At 71.4% G+C, this 18,747-nt stretch carries 16 protein-coding genes and 4 pseudogenes; 9 read left to right on the forward strand and 11 right to left on the reverse strand.

The window, feature by feature from the left end; all coding sequences use genetic code 11:
* Window positions 1–70: 70 nt before the first annotated feature.
* Window positions 71–905: pseudogene (locus ACZ49J_RS05720) on the reverse strand (SpoIIE family protein phosphatase); the annotation flags it as partial.
* A 217-nt stretch (window positions 906–1,122) separates the two neighbouring features.
* Here ACZ49J_RS05720 and ACZ49J_RS05725 point away from each other — a divergent pair.
* Entirely contained in the window at window positions 1,123–2,061 is a 939-nt protein-coding gene (locus ACZ49J_RS05725) for a phytoene/squalene synthase family protein (RefSeq protein ID WP_467448445.1), read from the forward strand.
* A 209-nt stretch (window positions 2,062–2,270) separates the two neighbouring features.
* Entirely contained in the window at window positions 2,271–3,287 is a 1,017-nt protein-coding gene (locus tag ACZ49J_RS05730) for a PP2C family protein-serine/threonine phosphatase (RefSeq protein WP_467448444.1), read from the forward strand.
* A 1-nt stretch (window position 3,288) separates the two neighbouring features.
* Here the strand turns inward: ACZ49J_RS05730 and ACZ49J_RS05735 are convergent, their stop codons facing one another.
* The 4 genes and pseudogenes from ACZ49J_RS05735 to ACZ49J_RS05750 all read right to left on the reverse strand — a co-directional run bounded on the left by ACZ49J_RS05735 (window position 3,289) and on the right by ACZ49J_RS05750 (window position 6,736).
* A complete protein-coding gene (locus tag ACZ49J_RS05735) occupies window positions 3,289–4,035 on the reverse strand; it encodes a flavodoxin family protein (RefSeq protein WP_467448442.1) in 747 nt (248 codons plus the stop codon).
* 230 nt (window positions 4,036–4,265) lie between these two features.
* Window positions 4,266–4,591: pseudogene (locus ACZ49J_RS05740) on the reverse strand (beta-L-arabinofuranosidase domain-containing protein); the annotation flags it as partial.
* Window positions 4,592–4,695: 104 nt separating this feature from the next.
* Window positions 4,696–5,553: a DMT family transporter gene (locus ACZ49J_RS05745; protein WP_467448440.1), complete on the reverse strand. Its 858-nt coding sequence runs from the start codon at window positions 5,551–5,553 to the stop codon at window positions 4,696–4,698.
* 385 nt (window positions 5,554–5,938) lie between these two features.
* Window positions 5,939–6,736 carry a VOC family protein gene (locus tag ACZ49J_RS05750; protein WP_467448439.1) on the reverse strand — a complete coding sequence of 266 codons (798 nt, stop codon included), beginning with the start codon at window positions 6,734–6,736 and terminating at the stop codon, window positions 5,939–5,941.
* Window positions 6,737–6,923: 187 nt separating this feature from the next.
* Between ACZ49J_RS05750 and ACZ49J_RS05755 the strand changes: the two genes are divergently transcribed.
* On the forward strand, window positions 6,924–7,682 hold the full coding sequence (locus ACZ49J_RS05755) for a class I SAM-dependent methyltransferase (RefSeq protein WP_467448438.1): 759 nt from the start codon (window positions 6,924–6,926) through the stop codon (window positions 7,680–7,682).
* Window positions 7,683–7,718: 36 nt separating this feature from the next.
* On the opposite strand, the gene ACZ49J_RS05760 is transcribed toward ACZ49J_RS05755, so the two are convergent.
* Window positions 7,719–8,282, reverse strand: coding sequence for a hypothetical protein (locus ACZ49J_RS05760; protein WP_467448435.1), 564 nt, complete (start codon window positions 8,280–8,282; stop codon window positions 7,719–7,721).
* Window positions 8,283–8,552: 270 nt separating this feature from the next.
* Here ACZ49J_RS05760 and ACZ49J_RS05765 point away from each other — a divergent pair, with 270 nt between their 5' ends.
* Entirely contained in the window at window positions 8,553–10,619 is a 2,067-nt protein-coding gene (locus tag ACZ49J_RS05765) for a SpoIIE family protein phosphatase (RefSeq protein ID WP_467448433.1), read from the forward strand.
* A gap of 13 nt (window positions 10,620–10,632) precedes the next feature.
* On the opposite strand, the pseudogene ACZ49J_RS05770 reads toward ACZ49J_RS05765, so the two are convergent.
* Window positions 10,633–10,800: pseudogene (locus ACZ49J_RS05770) on the reverse strand (cupin domain-containing protein); the annotation flags it as partial.
* 254 nt (window positions 10,801–11,054) lie between these two features.
* On the opposite strand from ACZ49J_RS05770, the gene ACZ49J_RS05775 reads away from it, so the two are divergent.
* The 5 genes from ACZ49J_RS05775 (at window position 11,055) to ACZ49J_RS05795 (ending at window position 13,673) form a co-directional block, all read left to right on the forward strand.
* Window positions 11,055–11,177 (forward strand): hypothetical protein, encoded by a 123-nt coding sequence (locus tag ACZ49J_RS05775; RefSeq protein ID WP_467448428.1) that lies wholly within the window; start codon window positions 11,055–11,057, stop codon window positions 11,175–11,177.
* A 49-nt stretch (window positions 11,178–11,226) separates the two neighbouring features.
* On the forward strand, window positions 11,227–11,508 hold the full coding sequence (locus ACZ49J_RS05780) for a DUF2218 domain-containing protein (protein ID WP_467448427.1): 282 nt from the start codon (window positions 11,227–11,229) through the stop codon (window positions 11,506–11,508).
* Window positions 11,509–11,510: 2 nt separating this feature from the next.
* Window positions 11,511–11,657 (forward strand): hypothetical protein, encoded by a 147-nt coding sequence (locus ACZ49J_RS05785; RefSeq protein ID WP_467448426.1) that lies wholly within the window; start codon window positions 11,511–11,513, stop codon window positions 11,655–11,657.
* Window positions 11,658–11,777: 120 nt separating this feature from the next.
* A complete protein-coding gene (locus ACZ49J_RS05790; protein WP_467448425.1) occupies window positions 11,778–12,395 on the forward strand; it encodes a zinc-binding dehydrogenase in 618 nt (205 codons plus the stop codon).
* 429 nt (window positions 12,396–12,824) lie between these two features.
* Window positions 12,825–13,673 (forward strand): CAP domain-containing protein, encoded by an 849-nt coding sequence (locus ACZ49J_RS05795; RefSeq protein WP_467448423.1) that lies wholly within the window; start codon window positions 12,825–12,827, stop codon window positions 13,671–13,673.
* Window positions 13,674–13,802: 129 nt separating this feature from the next.
* Here the strand turns inward: ACZ49J_RS05795 and ACZ49J_RS05800 are convergent, their stop codons facing one another.
* The 4 genes and pseudogenes from ACZ49J_RS05800 to ACZ49J_RS05815 form a co-directional block, all read right to left on the reverse strand.
* Complete coding sequence (locus ACZ49J_RS05800) at window positions 13,803–15,320, reverse strand: glycoside hydrolase family 43 protein (protein WP_467448422.1); 1,518 nt, start codon at window positions 15,318–15,320, stop codon at window positions 13,803–13,805.
* A 280-nt stretch (window positions 15,321–15,600) separates the two neighbouring features.
* Window positions 15,601–17,364 carry a hydroxysqualene dehydroxylase gene (locus ACZ49J_RS05805; protein WP_467448421.1) on the reverse strand — a complete coding sequence of 588 codons (1,764 nt, stop codon included), beginning with the start codon at window positions 17,362–17,364 and terminating at the stop codon, window positions 15,601–15,603.
* Window positions 17,365–17,857: 493 nt separating this feature from the next.
* Entirely contained in the window at window positions 17,858–18,226 is a 369-nt protein-coding gene (locus tag ACZ49J_RS05810; protein ID WP_467448419.1) for a hypothetical protein, read from the reverse strand.
* A 207-nt stretch (window positions 18,227–18,433) separates the two neighbouring features.
* Window positions 18,434–18,559 (reverse strand): annotated as a pseudogene (locus ACZ49J_RS05815) (pirin family protein); the annotation flags it as partial.
* Window positions 18,560–18,747: the final 188 nt, after the last annotated feature.

Consider the following 18,747-nt stretch of genomic DNA (forward strand, 5'->3'; position numbering starts at 1 on the left):
CCCTTCCGTTCGAAGCCGCACGGGGTCCGGGCGTAGCCGCCCTCGTCATCAGCGCGGTCCTCGCCGCGCGCTACTGCGCCCCTCGCGTCCGAAGCCCTCTTCCCCGCCTGGCCGCCTCCGCTACAAGCCCGCCCAGCCCGGCACCGGCTGAGGCTCCCCATGCCTCGTTCAGCTCGGCCCGGACGGTCTTGCCGTTGCGGGCGTGCCGTGTTCCCCAGTGCTCGGCGAGTTGGGCGACCAGGAGCAGGCCGCGCCCGCCCTCGTCGAAGGCGCGGGCCCGGCGCAGGTGCGGGATCGTGCTGCCGGCGTCGGAGACCTCGCACAGCAGGACGCGGTCGCGGATGAGGCGCAGTCGGATGGGCGGCCGGCCGTAACGGATGGCGTTGGTGAGCAGTTCGCTGACCACCAGTTCGGCGGTGAAGGAGACGTCCTCCATCCCCCAGTCGCGCAGCCGGCGTGAGACGTCCGACCGTGCCCCGGCGACCACGGCGGGATCGGCGTCCAGGTCCCAGGTCGCCACCTGGTGGCCCCCGAGGGCACAGGTGTGGGCCAGGAGCACGGCGACGTCGTCGTCCGGTCGCGCGGGCAGCAGGGTGTCGAGAACCCTGTCGCAGGCGGCCTCCAGGGAGGGCGCGGGCCGAGCCAGGGCCGTGCGCAGTCCGCGGAGGCCCTCGTCGACGTCGTGGTCGCGGGCCTCGATCAGGCCGTCGGTGTAGAGGGCGAGGACGCTGCCTTCCCGCAGGACGTACTCGACCGACTCGAACGGCAGACCGCCAGACCCAGGGGCGGCCCGGAGGCAGGTCGAGGATGTCGACGGTTCCGTCGCGGGCGACCACCGCGGGCAGCACGTGTCCGGCCCGGGCGAGGGTGCAGCGGAGACTGACGGGGTCGTAGACGGCGTACAGGCCCGCCGGCGCCAGAACCGTGCGTCCAGGACGTGACTCTCCGGGACGGCATGCACGCCGTCCAGCACCGCTGCGCGAAGGGGGAGGCGAGCAGCCGCCGGGAGGGCGCTCCGGCACCCGCCACGCCGGTCGGTCCGCGGTCCGGTCAGCGACTACGGTGGCGGAGTTGCCGTCCGGCTCCCGGAGTCGCCGGGGCCGGGGACCGAGGAGGCCGACCGTGGGACTGTGGTGGGGCGGGGCGCTGGACGCGGCCCGGATCGACGCGGCGGAGCTGCGCGCCGACTACACACGACAGCGCCGGATCGTCGCCCGCTACCGCCCCAGCAGCTATCTGGCCACGCGTCTCCTGGTGCGCCGCGATCTCCTTCCCCATCTCCTGGCCGTGACCGCTTTCATGCACCTCTCCGACAACCTCCTCGACAGCGGCCCGCCGGACGGGCGGGCCGCCGCCTTCGCGGACTGGGCCGAGCGGGTCCACGCGGGTCTGTCCGACGGTGACACCGACCACCCCGACATCCGGCCGCTGTTGCACACCGTCGCCGTCCACCCGCCGCTGCGGACCCGCGTGACGGACTTCCTCGCCGCCGCCCCGGCCGACCTCGACTTCGCGGGCTTCGCCACGGAGGCCGACTACCAGGCGTACGTCGATGGCTACACTCTTCCCGCCTTCATGCTGATCGCCGGCCTCCTGACGGGTGAGGAGACCCCGGCCGGCTACCTCGAGGCCTGCCGTACGTACATCGACGGCAGTCAGCGCCTCGACTTCGCCAACGACCTGGCCGAGGATCTCGCGGAAGGCCGTCTCAACCTCCCCCAGGAGACTCTGGACGCCTTCGGGGTCGCCCGTGCCGATCTCGAGAGCGCCCGGGACACGCCCGGCACCCGGGCCCTGCTGGCCCACGTCCTCGACCTGGCCCGTCGGTCGCTGGACGCCGGACGGCCGCTGGCCGATCTCGTGCCGCCCGAGGGCCGTCCTCTGTTCCGCGCCATGACCGGCATCGAGGACCTGACGGCCCAGGCGGCTCAGGCCAAGGGGGCTGCCCTGCTGCGCGGCTCCGCGCGGCCGCCGCTGCCGAGGACCCTGAGGCTGCTCTTCCGCGAGCGTGCCCGGGCCAAGCGGGGTCCGGTGACGGCCGGGGCCGCCGGAGCCGCATAGCGGCCCGGGGCATCGGGCACGGGGACACGGCGTCCCGCCCACCGTTGGCCAAGGGTGTGAGCCACGCGTTTCCACCGAGCTCAGCACCCCCCTCGTTTGTCGATATGATGCGTTTTGTGCCCACCTTGAGGCGACTGCGGCGCCGTCGTCCGCACGGCGGCCGATGGGACGCTGACGGCGGCCGATGGGACGCTGTCCGGCTGTCACCGGTGTTCGTCACCGTTCTCATCGCCTCGCTGGCGTTCGCGACCCCGCGGGAGATCGCCATCAGCCGCCTCCTGCCCGCCGCGCCCGCCCTGGCCGCCTCTATGTGGCCCGTTCTGCCCACGATTTTGCTGGGGGCCTTCTGCCTGCTGGTCATGATCGGGCTGAGCCTCGTCTACACCGACCTCGGGACTCCGTACACGGCGGCGGCGATCGCCGCCGTCACCCTGGCGGCCGCGTACGCGAGCCATGTCCGGCTGAGGCGGGAGGAGACCCTCTTCCAGATCCGGCTCGTCGCCGACACGGCCCAGAAGGTGCTGCTGCGTCCGCTGCCGAGCCGCTTCGAGGACATCGAGATCGAGTCGCTGTATGTGGCGGCCCAGGCTCAGGCCCGGATCGGCGGCGACTTCTACGAGGTGGCCGACACACCGCACGGCGTCCGGCTGCTCCTGGGTGACGTACGCGGCAAGGGTCTCTCCGCCGTGGGGGCGGCCTCTGCGGTGATCAGCTGTTTCAGGGAGGCCGCGCACGACGAGGCCGACCTGATGAGCGTCATCCACCGGCTGGAGACCAGCATGGGCCGCCACAGTGCCGCGTTCCCCGCGCAGGACCTGCCCGAGCGTTTCGCGACGGCCCTTCTCGCCGAGATCCCGCACGGCGGCGGCCACGTCAGGATCCTCAACTGCGGGCACCCCCCGCCGCTGCTCGTGCACCGCGGGAGCATGCTCGTCCTGGAGCCCACCGCCCCCTCGCCGCCTCTCAATCTCGCGACGCTCATCGGAGACCACTACTGCGTCGACACCGTGGACTTCACCCCCGGCGACCAGTTGCTGCTCTACACCGACGGCGTGTCGGAGACCCGGGACCCCGCCGGCGAGTTCTTCCCCCTGCAGGACTGGATGCGCCGGCAGGGCCCGCAGTCGCCCCCGGGACTCCTGGACCGGCTCCACCGGGACCTGCTCCTCTTCAGCGGCGGACGACTCGACGACGACATCGCCGCCCTCGCCGTGCGGTGCCCGTAGCTCAGCGGTGCTCGGGGTTGTCCGCTTCCGCACGGCAGCCGGCATCCCACTGAGAGCGCTGGTTGCCCCGGGCCGGGATGCCACCGGCGCGTTTGATCATGGCGGCCAGGTGCATCAGGTTCCAGGTCAGGAAGCTGGTGTTGCGGTTGGTGAAGTCGTTCTCCGGGCCGCCCGAACCGGGATCCAGATACGAGGGACCGGGCCCCGCGGCGCCGATCCAGCCGGCGTCGGCCTGCGGCGGGATGGTGTAGCCGAGGTGCTGGAGGCTGTAGAGGACGTTCATGGCGCAGTGCTTCACCCCGTCCTCGTTGCCGGTGATCAGACAGCCGCCGACTCGCCCGTAGTAGGAGTACTGGCCCTGGGAGTTGAGGAGGCTGGAGCAGCTGTACAGCCGCTCGATGACCTGCTTGGTGACCGAGCTGTTGTCGCCCAGCCAGATCGGCCCGGCCAGCACCAGGATGTCCGCGGCCATCACCTTCTCGTACAACTCGGGCCACGCGTCGGTGGCGAAGCCGTACTCGGTCATGTCCGGCTGCACGCCCGGCGCGATGTCGTGGTCGACGGCCCGGACGAGTCCGGTGGTGACCCCCTGGGAATCCATGATCGCCCGGCTCCTGTCGATGAGTCCCTGGGTATGGCTGACCTGGGGTGACGGTTTCAGTGTGCAGTTGATGAAGAGCGCGCTCAGGTCGTCGAAGCGGCCGTTGTCGTCGGTGGGGGCGGTGGAGGGGGTGGGTTGTGCTGCCATGGAGAACCTCCCGCGAGGAGGGCGGTCAGGGACCGGGGCGGCACGTGACGCCGCCCCGGCGGCAGCGTCTCGCGGAAAGCCTGGATTGCCCCGCTTCGACGCACCGGCACACGCACTTCCGGCGGGTCCGGCAACTGGTTCCGCCCTGCGCGGCAGGCCCGGTGGCCGCGCTCGTCGTCGAGGACTTCCGGGTCTGAGCGTCCGGCTGAGGGCGTCCGGGTCGGAGCGTCCGACTCGGGGAACGCCGAGAGGTACCCGCGCGTGAAGCCGGCGGCCGGCGCGGCTCGCCGGCACTCGGCGAGTGCGGAGACGAGGGTGCGGCCCTTGGCGGCGTACGCGGACTCGCCGGTGCCGGCGTGCGCCTGGGCCAAGGCGCTGAGCAGATGTCCATGGTGTGGCCGCGCAGCTGGACGTCGGGGACCCCCCAGCCGCCGCAGGGCTCCGCCGACGAGGGCAGGCCCACCGTCCGGCGGAAGGTGTGCAGCAGCCGGTCGGCGTCGACGAAGAGCAGATGGGCGCAGGTGCGGCGCATGTTGGCCAGGAAGGGACTGTCGGCTCGGCCATAGCGAGCGTCAGGACTCCTCGCGGGCATTGACGGACTCCCGAGGGAGATGCGGCGACAAGAACCCTGAGTCAAACGTTCAATCGGACGAGTTCGCTTCAGCGCACCACATCGCCGAGCCGGGGCACCACGCGGGTCAGCCGCAGCACGCCCCACAGGATCAGGAGTGCGCCGGCCGCCTCGGGCAGAAGCCACCACCCGGTACGGACCCTCTCGTCGAACAGCACGACACCCAGCATGAGGCTCACCGCAGCGTCACCGATGGTCAGCGCGGGTTGTGACGCGGTGAGCGGGCCCGCCTGCAGCGCGTTCTCCAGCAGCAGGAGCGCCGCGACACCGGTGACCGCGAATCCGTAGGTCTGCCAGGTGGTGAAGAAGGCGGGCAGTCCCGACTCGGCGAGGCGTCCCGTGGCGGACTTCATGAGTGCGGCGGTCAGGGCGTTGCCGACCGCGGCCCCCGCCGCCAGCACGGCGGCGCGGAACAACGCCGACGACGAGGACCGGCTGAGGACGACCGCGGCACCCATCACCCCCAGAGTGAGCGCCAGAACCGGAATCCATCGCTCCATCGAGGCCTGGTGCACGGTCCCGGAAGGGGCCGCCGAGGCGAGCAGCACGGCGAGCCCGGCCACCACTCCCCCGATCGCCCACCAGCCGGCGCCCGGCAGCCGGAGGTGCAGCAAGGGCACGGCCACCAGCAGCGCGAACGGAAGCTCGAGGATGAACACGGGCTGGACGAGCGCCATGGGCCCGTTGACCAGGGCCAGGGCCTGGAACACCGCGGCGCCCGTCACACCCGCGATCCCCAGGGCCCACGCGGGTCGCCGTACGAGGGCGAGGAGCAGGCCCAGCCCACCGCCCCGGGCCACGGTGGAAGCGGCCTTGCGCTGGAAGGCCGTGCCCAGCGCGTTGCTGAAAGCTCCGAGGACCGCGAAGAGCAGGGCGAGCACGATCATGGGTACACCATGCCCGCCCGGCCGTGGCTTCGCCGGACAGCGCGGCGGGACCGCCGGGCGGAGGGGCACAGGGCATCGAACGGTCCGGTCCGTGAGTCAGCCTCTGGATGCCGACGCTGGACGGCCACGGGCCGCGCGGCCGGTGGCTCGCGGACAGACAGACAGACGGACCGTCGCGCACAGACAGATACACGGGCCGACGACGGACAGACGACCGACGGACGGGAGGACGGAACGGGTGGACAGAACAGGCGGACAGAGCGGGCGGACAGCGCAAGCGGACAGCGTGCGTGGCCGGCGGTCGGGTCAGGCCGCCCGCGGGGAGTCGCCGCGCCGGTCCCGCCACGGATGGTGGGGACCGCCGAACCGGCGCGGCCCCGCGGGTTCAGGTCCGGGCCGGGGCGAGCACCACGAAGTCCGCGTTCGACGGGTCGAGGCAGACGGCCAGCCGGCCCACGCCCTCCGCGTCCTCCGGTCCCATCTGCACGCTTCCACCGTTGCCGGTGACGTCGCCGACCACGGCGTCACAGTCGGTCACGGCGAAGACCGGGTGCCAGTACGGCCGCCCGCCCGCCAGGGCGAGGTCCTCCTTGCTGACCTCCATGAGGCCGCCCTGCATCCGCTCCTCGGGAAGCCCGGCGGCGGTGATGAGGGTGTACGTGCCTTCGCCGCCCGGCAGCGGCATGTCGCTGAACTGCCAGCCGAAGACATCGCCGTAGAACTCCTGGGAGGCCGCGGCGTCGCTGGTGTACAGCTCGGTCCAGGACAACGAGCCCGGCTCCTCCACCAGCTCGAAGCCCGCGTTCTTCCCCGGCTGCCAGACGGCGAACTGACCGCCCAGCGGATCGCTGTACTGGGCCATCCGGCCCCATTCGCCGAGGTCCCTCGGCGCCACCCGCACCGTGCCACCCGCACGCTCCACGGCCTGGGTCGTGGCGTCGGCGTCCGTGACGGTGAAGTAGATCATCCAGGCCGAGCGCGCGCCTTCCTCGGTGAGCTTGCCGAGCCCGGCGACGGTCTTGCCGTCCTTCTTGAACATCCCGCCTTCCCCGTCCTCCCCGTCGCCCATGGACTCGTACTCCCAGCCGAGCACCGCACCGTAGAAGGCCGCGGTCGCCCGGACGTCGGGGGCACCGAGGTCGAGCCAGCAGGGGGAGCCAGGAGTGAGGTCAGTGGTGATCACGGCGATCCCCTTTCGCAGGTCCTGGTGACTTCAGCGTGACATCCGACGCGGGCGACCGCGCGTCGGCCGCGTCGCGGTCGCCCCGCTGTCCCGCGCGCATGCGGCCCGGCTCCCCCTGCGTGGGGCCGCCCGCCGATCCGCCCCGCACCGCTGACAACTCCGCCCTCCGCCCGGAAGGATCAGCGGCATGGCCTCCCACGCGAACCGAGCCCGCGCCCTGTCCTTCGACACCGTCGCCACGCAGTACGCCGCCGCCCGCCCGGACTACCCGCATGCCCTCTTCGACTCGCTGGAGGAGCTGGCCGGCCAGGCACTGGCCGGAGCCGACGTGCTGGACTGCGGGGCCGGCACCGGCATCGCCACCCGGCTGCTGCGCGAGCGCGGTGCCCGCGTCGTCGCCCTGGAGCCGGGCGCCGGTATGGCAGCGGAGCTGCGCGGGGCCCAGCCGGAGGTCCCGCTGGTGCGGGGTGAGGGGGACCGTCTGCCCTTCGCCGCCGGCAGCTTCGACGTGATCACCTACGCCCAGGCCTGGCACTGGACCGACCCCGCCCGCTCCCTCCCGGAGGCGTTGCGCGTGCTGCGCCCGCACGGCGCGCTGGCCCTGTGGTGGAACCAGGCCGACGTCCGCGTCCCCTGGGTTGCGGCGGAGGAGGACCGGCTCGCGCCCTTCACCCGCGGCTTCCCGACCACCGTGGCCGAGCTGCTCACCCCGTATCCGGTCCGGGTGGCCACACGCGAGTTCGCGTGGTCGCGGCGGATCACCGTCGAGGAGCACATCCGCAACCTCGCCACCCACTCGCATTTCGTGGTCATGGACCCCGTCGAACGGGCGTGCCTGCTCGAAGCGAACCGTACGGCGCTGGCACGGCTCTTCCCCGACGGCCTGCTCGACGAGCCGTACCGGTGCGGCCTGACCGTCGCACGACCCGCCACGGCCCACGGCTGAGCGGGAGGGGGATCAGCACACGGACACGCGCCCGGTCTACTTGATCACGGCGTTCGCGATGATGATCAGGCAGCCGATCAGCATGTCCATGACCCCGGCCCGGAACGAGGACGGCCAGCTGTGCCCTGAGGTGCGGGCGGCCCAGGCACCCCAGCAGAACAAGGCGGCGGTGTTGAACAGCAGGGCCCAGTCGACAGCCGTGGACTCCGCCCACCACCCGGCTGCCGCGGCGAGCAGCATCGCCACCGTGGGCAGCGCGGCGGCGAACAGCGGCCACTCGGCGAGCACCAGCCGCCATCTGCTCGGGGTGGCTGACGTGTCGGCGGACGCACGCCGGGCGATGACGTGCGCGTACCCGTGCGCGGCGCTCGCCGCCAGCGCGGTGAGCACCACCCACAGCGCGTCCGCACCCGGTTCGGCCTTCTCGCCCGTCGCGTCCAGTGCGGACGCCAGGGCGCTGGCCAGCACCAGTCCGTAGACACCGCTGAACAGCGACTGCTCCGTCGGCCGGTGCTGCCGGACCCATCCCGGGGCGACGGTCTCGCGGTCGGCAGAACCGGCACAGTCGGCGCGGTCGGCGCGGTCGGCGCGGTCGGGCATCGCATCGCCTCGTGCGGGGAGAGGGCTGGGTCCGACCATGCTGACCCGTGGGACGTCACGGAACGCGGCGCCACACACCGCTCGCTGGATTGTTGTGCCATAAGGGGGAGAGCTGCCGCCCCGCCTCGCCCCCCGTATGACGGCCGTCGGCAACCCTACGACAGGGCGGTCGTGGCATGCGGCGCTCCCCCGGGCGAGGTATGACTGACAAGGAAGCCCCCGAACCGGACCCAGCGCGGTTCCGGCGCCGCCGGGGGAGGAGTACGCGGTATGCCAGAGCGAGAGACCCCGGCCGGGTACGGCCCACAGGACGGCGTCACCGCCGCGCCCGGCGGGCTGCTCGACCTGCTGCAGGTCGCGGCCCTGGTTCTGGGAAGCGACGGCCGTATCGCACTGTGGAGCCCCGAGGCCGAACTGCTGCTCGGTTTCTCCGCCGACGAGGCGCTGGGCCGGGACGCGGGCACGCTGCTGGTGGCCCCGGAGAACCGGGAACGGGCCCGCGAACTGTTCCGGCGCGTGCGCACGGGCGCGCGCTGGGCGGGAGTCTTTCCCGCGCGGCACAAGGACGGCTCGACGCGCCGGGTCGAGTTCCGCACCATGCAGTTGCGTGACGCGCGTGGCGACATTCACGCCCTGGGCCTGGGCACCGACGCAGAGACCGTACAGAACGTCGAGCGTGACCTCGCCCTGTCCCACATCCTGGTCCGCCAGTCGCCGGTGGGCATCGCGGTGTTCGACACCGACCTGCGGTGGGTGCGTGTCAATCCGTCGCTGGAGCGGCTGAACGGTGTGCCCGAGGCGGCCGTGCTGGGCCGCCGCGTCGGCGAGGTGCTGCCGGCGCTCGACGTGCAGGCCATCGAGTCGCGGATGCGGCACGTTCTGCGGACCGGTGAACAGCTGCTGGACCAGCAGACGATCGGCCGGACGGCCGCCGACAGCGAGGAACACGCCTACTCGGAGTCGTACCACAGGATCGAGGACTCCAGTGGCCGCGTGCTCGGGCTGGCGATGGCGGTGCTCGACGTCTCGGAGCGGCAGCGGGCCGCGGCCGAGGTCGCGGAAGCACGGGAGCGGCTGGCGCTGCTCGCCGACGCGAGCGTCCGCATCGGCACCACGCTGGATCTCCCCCGGACGGCACGCGAGCTCACGGAGGTCGCGGTTCCGAAGGTCGGCGACCTGGCGGCCGTGCATCTACTCGACTCAGTGGTCGGCCTGGAGGGCACGGCCGCGTTGCGGGCGGACGACTCGCTCGGCTTCCGGACGCTCGCGGTGAAGGCGGGCTCGCTCGAGGACGCGATCGGTGCCGGGGGCCCGGTCGGCGAGTCGGCTGCGTACAGCTCGTCGCAGCTGATCACCCAGTGCGTACGCGAGGCGCGGCCGATCCTGCTGCGCCAGGTGGACGACACGGCGATACGGCGTGTCGCCAGGGACGACTCGGCGGCCGAGGCACTCCGGCGGGCCGGCCTCCACTCCTGGCTGGCCGCTCCGCTGATGGCCCGCGGCGAGGTACTGGGCACGCTGAGCCTGGGCCGGACGGTGAACCACCGGCCGTTCGACGACCAGGACCTGACGCTCGCCGCCGAACTCGCCACACGCGCCGCCATCGGCATCGACAACGCCCGGCTGTACGGGCGCGAACGCAGCATCGCGCTCACCCTCCAGCGCAGCCTGCTCCCCGCGGAGCCACCGCACTACCACGGCATCGAGGTGGCCTCCCGCTACCTGCCCGCGGTCAGCGGCGTGGGCGGGGACTGGTTCGACGTGCTGCCGCTCAGGGACGGCAAGGTCGGTCTGGTCGTCGGCGATGTGATGGGCAAAGGGGTGCACGCCGCGGCGATCATGGGCCAGCTCCGCACGGCGACCCGTGCCCTGGCCCGGCTGGACCTGCCTCCGGTCGAGCTGCTGTACCACCTCGACGACATCGCCACCGACCTCGGCGACGCGGACTCGCTGGCCACCTGCCTCTACGTCGTCTGCGACCCACTGCGCGGCCGATGCGAACTCTCCCGCGCCGGGCACCCGCCGCCTGTCCTGGTGGGACCGGACGGAAGGGCCGCGCTCCTCGACGTCGCGGCCGGAGTGCCACTCGGGGTGGGCGGCGTGCCGTTCACCGCCGGGGAACGCGAACTCCCCGAAGGGACGCTTCTCGCGCTGTTCACCGACGGCCTGGTGGAGAGCCACGAAGCGTCGATCGACGCCGGGCTGCGGAATCTGATCCGGATCCTGGACGGTACCCGGCTCCCGCTGGAGGAGACCTGCGACATGCTGCTCGGCGCCCTGAACCGGGCACCGGAGGACGACGTGGCACTGCTCCTCGCCCGGCGGAAGGGCGGGTGAGCGACTCGATGTGTCAGGCTGCCGGAGCGGGACCGGGCGGCAGCTGGACTGTCGTGATCAGGTGACACGTTCCGGTACCGGAGCCGCGGTAGGTATGCGGGGTGTCTCCGTCGAACGTGGCGGTCTGGCCGGCTTCGACGGCGTGCTCCGTGCTGTCGACGACCAGGGTCATCCGGCCGGAGGCACACCCTCCACCGGATCACGCCCGCCCGCTACAGTCCCGCGCATCGCACGTCAGGGCACCCCGGCCGGCTCCCCACAGGCGATGACCACCGGGATGTGATTGACGCCACATCACTCCGACCTGAGCCTTCGCTTCAAACTTGAAGCAGCCGGGGCTATGGTCGAGCACATCTGGTTCAACTTTGAATCAATGACTTCGCCTTCACCGCAGGGCGCCTTCACCGCAGGGCGCCTTCCCTCGCAGGAGCAACCGTGAACGCCACCCCTTCCGCAGCCCGGGCCCTTCCCGCCGAGGCGGTCACCCCGGCTCCGCTGGTACGTCTGCACTCCGCGTGCCTGACCCGCGACGTCTTCGGCCCGGCGCCGGCCGGCTGATCCCGCCCCGCGCCCCCACCCGTCGCCCTCCCTTCCCTGGAGTTCCGCCATGCCCACCGCCCTCGGCCGCGCCACCACCGACGCCGCCCCGCGCTACGCCAAGCAGCTCGCCTCGCACTTCGGCCGGAAGATCCCCACCGAGGAGACCCCCGAGGGCGGGCACCGCCTCACGTTCCAGCAGACCGACGTCCTGCTCCAGCCCGCGGAGGACCACCTGCTGATCCGCGTCACCGCACCCGACGAGCCCACGCTCACCACCATCCAGGACGTCGTGGGCAGCCATCTCGAACGCTTCGGTCGCCGCAACGAGCTGACGGTCGTCTGGGAGTAGTCGTGAAGGCCGTCGTCACCACCCACTTCGGTGCCGACCCGCAGCTCACCGATCTGCCCACGCCGGAACCGGGCCCCGGCCAGCTGCTGGTCCGCCTGCACGCCGCCGCACTCAACCGTTCGACTGGAAGGTCGCCGACGGAGCCCTGAAGAACGTCGTCGAGCACCACTTCCCCTTCGTCCTGGGCTCGGACGGCGGCCGGCGTCGTCGAGCGTGTCGGCCCCGGCGTGAACCGCTTCCGGCCGGGCGAGAGGGTCTACGGGCAGTTCATGAACGTCCGGCACGGGCGGGGCTCGTACGCCGAGCACGCCGTGGCCGCCGAGGACGGCAGGATCGCCCGCATACCCGACGACCTGCCGTTCGCCGTGGCCGCCACACTGCCCACAGCCGGCATCACCGCCCGTCAGGCCATCGAGACGGCCCGGCTCGACGCCGGGCACGTCATCCTCATCAACGGCGCCTCCGGAGGCGTGGGTCAGTCCGCGATCCAGTTCGCCGCCCACGCGGGAGCCCGGGTACTCGCCACCGCCACCCCCGACATCGCCGCCCACCTCCGCGCCCTCGGCGCCGACGAGACCATCGACTTCACCACCGCACCCACCGGCGACCAGGTCCTGGCCGCCCACCCCGACGGCATCGACGCCGTCCTCGACCTCGTCACCCACCCCGGCGACGACGGCATCGACGCCCTGGCCGCCCGCCAGATCCGCGGAGTCAACCTCTCCAGCAGTCCCACCCGGCCCGGACTGGAAGCCATCGCCGATCTCTCCGCCACCGGAAGGCTCCGTATCACCGTCGACGCCGGGGTCCCTCTGGCCGATGCCCCTGCCGCTGTGGCCGACGCCCGCTTCGGCCACGTCCGCGGCAAGAGGGTCATCCTTCTCTGAGCGCGGGCGTCCGCCTGGAACGCCGCCCGATTCCGTGACATGCGTCACACGGGACTGCACTACTAGGCATGCCGAATAGTTGACGACTCCCAGGCGACATATGGGACTTGTCCGGCTTGACTCAGCCCCGCATCGCGCCCGCCCTGACAGCGGTCCGCCCGCGCCGCCCTCGCACGCGTCCTCGTACGACCGCGCGTTCCTGACAGGACGACAGAACTCCGCCGAGCCCCCGGAAGCCGGAACAGCACCCTCCCGCAGCCCTGGCAAGGGCTGCCCAAAGCTACGAAGCCACGTAGTATCCCGGCCCTTTGTGCTCTGTGTGAAGCCGTCCTAAGAATGACGACCCGCAAGGCCTTTCCGCAGTTCAGGAGGGGTCTGCGCAGAGTCAGCCGCGCAAGGACGCTCGGTGATTACCGAATGAGGTCACACATGGGGAAGCACCGCCAACACAAGCATTACCGGCGCATAGTCATCGCTGCCGTCACCATCGGTGCCGTAGGGGTGCCGTCCGTCGCCATGGCCTGTGGCGACTGGCGGGACAGCGGGGGGCATCGGTCCCACGGCTCCGAGAGAAAGGGTGCCAAGGACTGGCGGACGGACGCCGACTGGCATCACGGCTGGAATCGCGACGAGGACGGCAGGCGCGCTTCGGCGGCACCGGCGACTCCGACCCCCTCGGCAGGCACCCGGAGGACCACGGCCCCCAAGCCCAAGGCCACCACCCCGTCGCACACCGCGAAGACCACCGCCCCCAAGCCCAAGGCCACCACCCCGTCGCACACCGCGAAGACCACGGCCCCCAAGCCCAAGAGCACGGCACCGTCGCGCACGACGAAGACCACCGCCCCCAAGCCCAGGACCACCGCACCGTCCAGCACTCCGAAAACCACCCCCACGGCGTCCGGCACCACCGCTCGCATCGTGGAACTCGTCAACGCCGAGCGCGCCAAGGCCGGTTGCTCGCGTGTGACCCTGGACGCGACCCTGACCAAGGCCGCACAGGCACACAGCAACGACATGGCGGCCCACCGGAACATGTCGCACACCGGCTCCGACGGGTCCTCCCCGGGCGACCGGCTCACACGTGCCGGCTACACCTGGCGCACCTACGGCGAGAACGTCGCCTACGGTTACGCCACTCCCGAGCAGGTGATGGCGGGCTGGATGTCCAGCCCCGGCCACAAGGCCAACATCCTCAACTGCGCGTTCAAGGAGATCGGTGTCGGGCTCGCACAGCCCGACAACTACTGGACCCAGGACTTCGCAACCGCCCGGTGACTACCGCTGCTCGCGGTCGAGCCCGGCACTCGGGAGCGGGCGCGGAGAGCGGAGGAAGCCGGCCCGGAGACAGGTGCGCCCCCGGGAGAAGGCGCCGCCCCACGCCCGTCACGGTGCCGGGCGGCGCCCTCACCCGTCGAGTGGCTCGTAGTCGAACCAGTCGAAGTGGACGGAGCCGGCTGACGCGAACATTCCGATGACCCGGCCGGTGAAGCCACCCGCTACCTCCGTGGACAGGTACTTCCCGTCCAGCGAGGTCAGTTCGGCGACTGTCCCGTCCGGTCGTTCGACGCCGATCGAGATGGTGTCGGGACCAGTGCGGGCGTCGTCCACGGCCTGTACGGCGGTCACTTCGATGCGGAGCACGAGGGGGCCGGACACGGTCGCGAGGGATGCCACGACGCTCTTGAGCGGGCCGATACGCGCCTGCACGCGCACCTCGCCGGGCGCTGCCTCGATCTCGTAATGGTGCTGTTCGTCGAGGCGCACGGCCAGGCCGCCGCGGCCATGGGACGGGTCGATCAGGGTGCGCACCCGGCAGGACAGGTGCTGCTGCCGCCTGCCGACGAACGTCACCTCCGTGTCGTCGAGCGAATCGCCGCGGGCGTGCAGCGTCAGCCAGCCCGGCCGTTCCTTGGTGGTGCAGGCCTCCTGGGGGCGGCTCCGCAGCGAAACATAATGGGGTGCCAACGCCGGCAGCTCGAAGTCGTCCCTGCTCCGCGCAGGCGCGGGAGGCCCCAACGGCCATGGAGGAGCGAGCAGTTCAGGTGACAGTTCACCGACGACCGGCCAGCCGTCGACCCAGTCGACCGGAACCAGGAACGTCTCCCTGCCGAGTACGTGCCACCCGGGAGTACCACCGCCCGGCCGCACACCGAGCAGCACCATCCACCACGATCCGTCGGGGCCCTCGACCAGGTCGGCGTGGCCGGTGTTCTGGATGGGGTGGTCGGAGCCGCGGTGGGTCAGGATCGGGTTGGCCGGACAGGGCTCGAACGGGCCCTCGGCGGTAGGTCCGCGAGCGATCGAGACGCTGTGGCACCGCTCGGTGCCTCCCTCGGCGATGAGCAGGTACCAGTAGTCGCCGATCCGGTACAGGTGGGGGGCTTCCGGGGCCTTGGCGCCGGGCGTGCCGGACCACAGGCGCCGCGACGGTCCGAACGTCTCCCCGGTGTGGGGGTCGATACGGACCTGCCCGACTCCTGCGGTGGTGCACCAGCAGTTGCCGTCGTCGTCCCAGGCGAGATCCGGGTCGATACCGCGCACTCCGGGCAACCTGACCGGATCGGACCAGGGGCCGGCCGGGTCGGTGGCCGTGAACAGCAGGTTGCCGTCCCCACTCACGTTCGTGACGATCAGCCAGAAGCGGCCGTCGTGGTGGCGCAGGGTGGGCGCGTAGATCCCCCCGGACGCCGGCGCGTCAGGAGGCAGCCGCAGTTGGCTCGGCCGTTCGAGCGCGTTGCCGATCTGGCTCCAGTGCACCAGGTCCCGGCTGTGGAAGACGGGCACTCCGGGGAAGTACTCGAAGCTGGAGCAGACCAGGTAGTAGTCCTCCCCCGCCCTGCAGACGCTCGGATCCGGGTGGAAGCCGGGGAGCACAGGATTGTCGACGGCAGTGACCGGCTGGGGTGTACTCGGCAAGCTCATCGCGTCCTTTCACTGACCCCGCCGCCGCGCGGTACGCGCCTGGGCCGGCTTCCGCATCGTGCCTGACGGTCACCGGGGAGCTGGGGCTGGGGAAGAAACTTTCGCACTGAACTTTGGATAATTTCCGGTGAGAGGCTAACGACGACCGTCTCCGTGGGCCTCATCCAGGCCCTGGAAGACCACACCGGCGTCCCGCTCGACTGACCGCGCCCCCGCTGGTGGCCAGGCGCCGCCGGCAGGCCGTGTCCGAGGCGGAAAGCAGCGCGTTGAGCACCGATGTTCAGCCGAGGTCGAAGACATTCGGCAGCCGGAGGAGGTAACGGGTGCGGTCGTGCCGCTTGAGTGGCTCCAACTCGGGAGCCCGGTACAAGGGGGTCACGGTGCACCGCTCGGCGGTCGAGCCGACCTGTTCCAGAAGGGCGTTGACGGCCTGCCGGGCGGAGGAGTTGGCGCCCTCCATGGTGGCGAGATCGATGGGCACGGCCACGTAGTCGCCGGCCAGGAACAGGTTGGGGATCTTCGTGGCCGACCGCGGGCGGTGGTGGAAGGTCCCCACCGGATGGATGAGCAGCTGTTCTTCATTGACAGGGTGTGGCGTGCCGAGTCCGTCCACAGCCGGATCGAGGAACCAGGAGTGCAGCACGGAGTCCTTCAGGACCGTACGGCCGGTGTCGTTGAGCGCCGCCTTCAACTGCGCCCACACCTCGCGGGCGACTTCGGTACGGGTGCACTGCTTGGCCGTCTTGCCGTACAGGATGCCCGGACGGTCCCACTCGGAGATGTCCACGGACAGGCAGTCCGCGACCGTGCCGTCGCCGAAGTCGGCGGGGAAGTCGTGGCCCGGCCAGTGCTGGGCCTGGGCGATCGCGGTCAGCGACCACGGGGAGTCGATGAGGTTGAGGTGGCCGTGCAGAATCGGCGTACGTTCGGTCAGATAGAACTGGATGCCGGTCATCCAGTCCGTCTCCAGCCGGTCGCACTCGGCCAGTTGGGGATCGGCGGCGCGTACGGCGGAGTTCCATGTGCGGCGGGCGTGCTCGACCGGCATCGCCGATATGTAGTGGTCGGCGGTGACGGTCCGGCGCGCGCCTGCCGGGTCCTCCACGACAGCTCCGGTGATCACACCCGCGCCCAGGGTCAGGTCCCGTACGGTCCAGCCGACGCGGAACTCGACCCCGAGTGATCTCAGGTACGTCTCCCAGGGGTCGATCCAGGCCTCGTTGGTGGGCGCGTTGAGGATCCGGTCCAGTGGTCCGTCCGCGCCCCGCCCGAGGAGGTTGAAGACGAAGGCCTCCATCAGGGTGGCGACCGTACGGGTGCTGGCCTCCTCCGCCTTGGTGGCCACGATGTTGCGGGTGATGCCGACGGCGAGGATCCGCTGGTAGTCCTGGGACATCTGTCCGGCCCGTACGAACTCCCACCACGGCGTCCGCTCCCATACGTCGTCGCGGCGCTCGTCGCAGCTGGTGAGGAAGACCAGAAAGCGGTTGGCGAAGTAGAGGGCCTCGTGGAGGGGGAGGTTGAAGGCCGTGTCGAGGACCGAGGTGAGGGCGCGGCGGATCTCGTCGGGAGTGAGCTCGGCCGGGGCGCCGCCGTGCCCGGGCAGCGGGAGCCGGATGTCCTCGCGGCCGCCCGACCGGGCGAACAGCATCTCCTTGGGGGCGACGAGGTTGTCGTGAACACCGCCCGGGTTGCCGGGGAACGGGATGCGCCGCATGGTGTCGGGCAGGTTGTGGTAGATGCCGGGGATGAAGCGGAAGCCGTGCTCCCCTGGCAGGGGGCGGCGGCCGCCCGTGCCGCTGCCCGGTACGTCGATGCTGCGGGCCTTGCCGCCCAGCGCCTTGCGCTCGTAGACCGTGACCCGAAAGCCGCGCTCGGCGAGTTCGTGCGCGGCCGTGAGTCCGGCGACGCCCCCTCCCAGTACGGCCACGGTCTGCGCTGTGGCGCCGTTGTCGGCCGAGGCCCCCTGGGGGGTGCCGAGAACGACCCCGCCCCCGGCGGCCGCGGCGGTGCCCAGGAACTCTCTGCGCGTACTGCCGCTCATCCCCACCCCTTACCGTCGGTAACATCGGCGCACGAGGATATGGGCGGGGCAACGATCCCGGAAGACGGCCGACCTGACTTTGGCTCGATGCCGCCCCACTCGGCGGCGGTCACGGTCGAGGTTCCGTTCGAGCCGTCCGTCCGCGGTTCCTGTGCACGCAGCCCAGTCGGCAACGCAGGCCGGCTTCAGCACGGTGCTTCCTGCCGGAGTGGCTGGCCGCGATCGAGCCCCTGCGCGTCCGGGAGAAGGCGCATACGGCGAGGGCGACACGGTCGCCGCCGCGCGGCGACGGCCGCCCACGACCGAGGTGGACCCGCGGTGCCGCTCGCGCTCGGCCGTCAGTTCCGCCAGGACGGACGCCCGGCCCCGCGCTGGGCACGTTCACCGCCGGCCACGACGACCTCCCCAGCGGACAGCCCGGCACCGACAGCTCGGACCGCTGCTCCTGACTGTTCGGAACATGGCCTCGGCTCCGCTCTCGCGGAGCCCGAAGTCAGACCTGCCAGTCGAGTTGCGGCTCGGGTACGCCGACAGAGCGTCCATATCGCTGGGCTTCGGTGCGACCTTCGGCCTGCCCGCGGGGATAGCGGAAGACCTTGTCGGCGAAGATCACGAACGATTCATCAGCAGTGTGGAAGTCGGCGTACCAACCTCCCGGTGCGGCGAGGCACGAAGAGAGCCGCTCGGCAAGCCGTTGGGCGGCGGACTCCTCGGCGGAGAATTCCAGGAGTGTCCAGTGCCGTGGCTGGCCCTCTCCGCGGTTCGTCATCTCGACCCGGGTCAGTTTGGTGATCTGCAGGGGAATCCCGGTCAGCCGGGCTCCGACCCGCAGGCTCTCGGCGATCAGTACTCCTTGAAGCATCCGAACCTCCCTGATGTCGGTGTCGTGCGACTGACTTCCGTTCCTGGGGCGCTTGTTGGGCCGACAGCCGGGGACCACGGCCCATCCCGCGGGGCCCCACCGAGGCCGCCTGAGGGTAAGACCCCAACCCTGGCCGAAGGCATACGCGGCATGTCGACGAGTCAAGGCAACACTCGCCCCCGCAATCGATTCCACGGATTCCCGCAGTCAACGCACCCGCCCGCGTGGTTTCAGGGGCACAGGCGGCAGTTCCGGAGCAGGCAGCGGACCCCCGTCGTGCCTCTTCACCCCACCGAGCCGCGAACCCTCCATCCCGTCCCGCCGGGCCGCCTCATGAGCGTGCACCCCACCGTGATCGTCAGGGAGAAACGACGCCGTGCGGCGGGCCAGGCACCGGCGAACTGCAGGAGGATCAGCGACGTCACGAGACGCCGCGGCACCGAGCCATCCGCGACAGTGAAGTGCCCCAGTACTGCCAGGGGGCTGCCGGCAAGGGCGAACAGCCCCGTTCCGGCACGGGC

It is taken from the genome of Streptomyces sp. NPDC030840, from assembly GCF_055572015.1.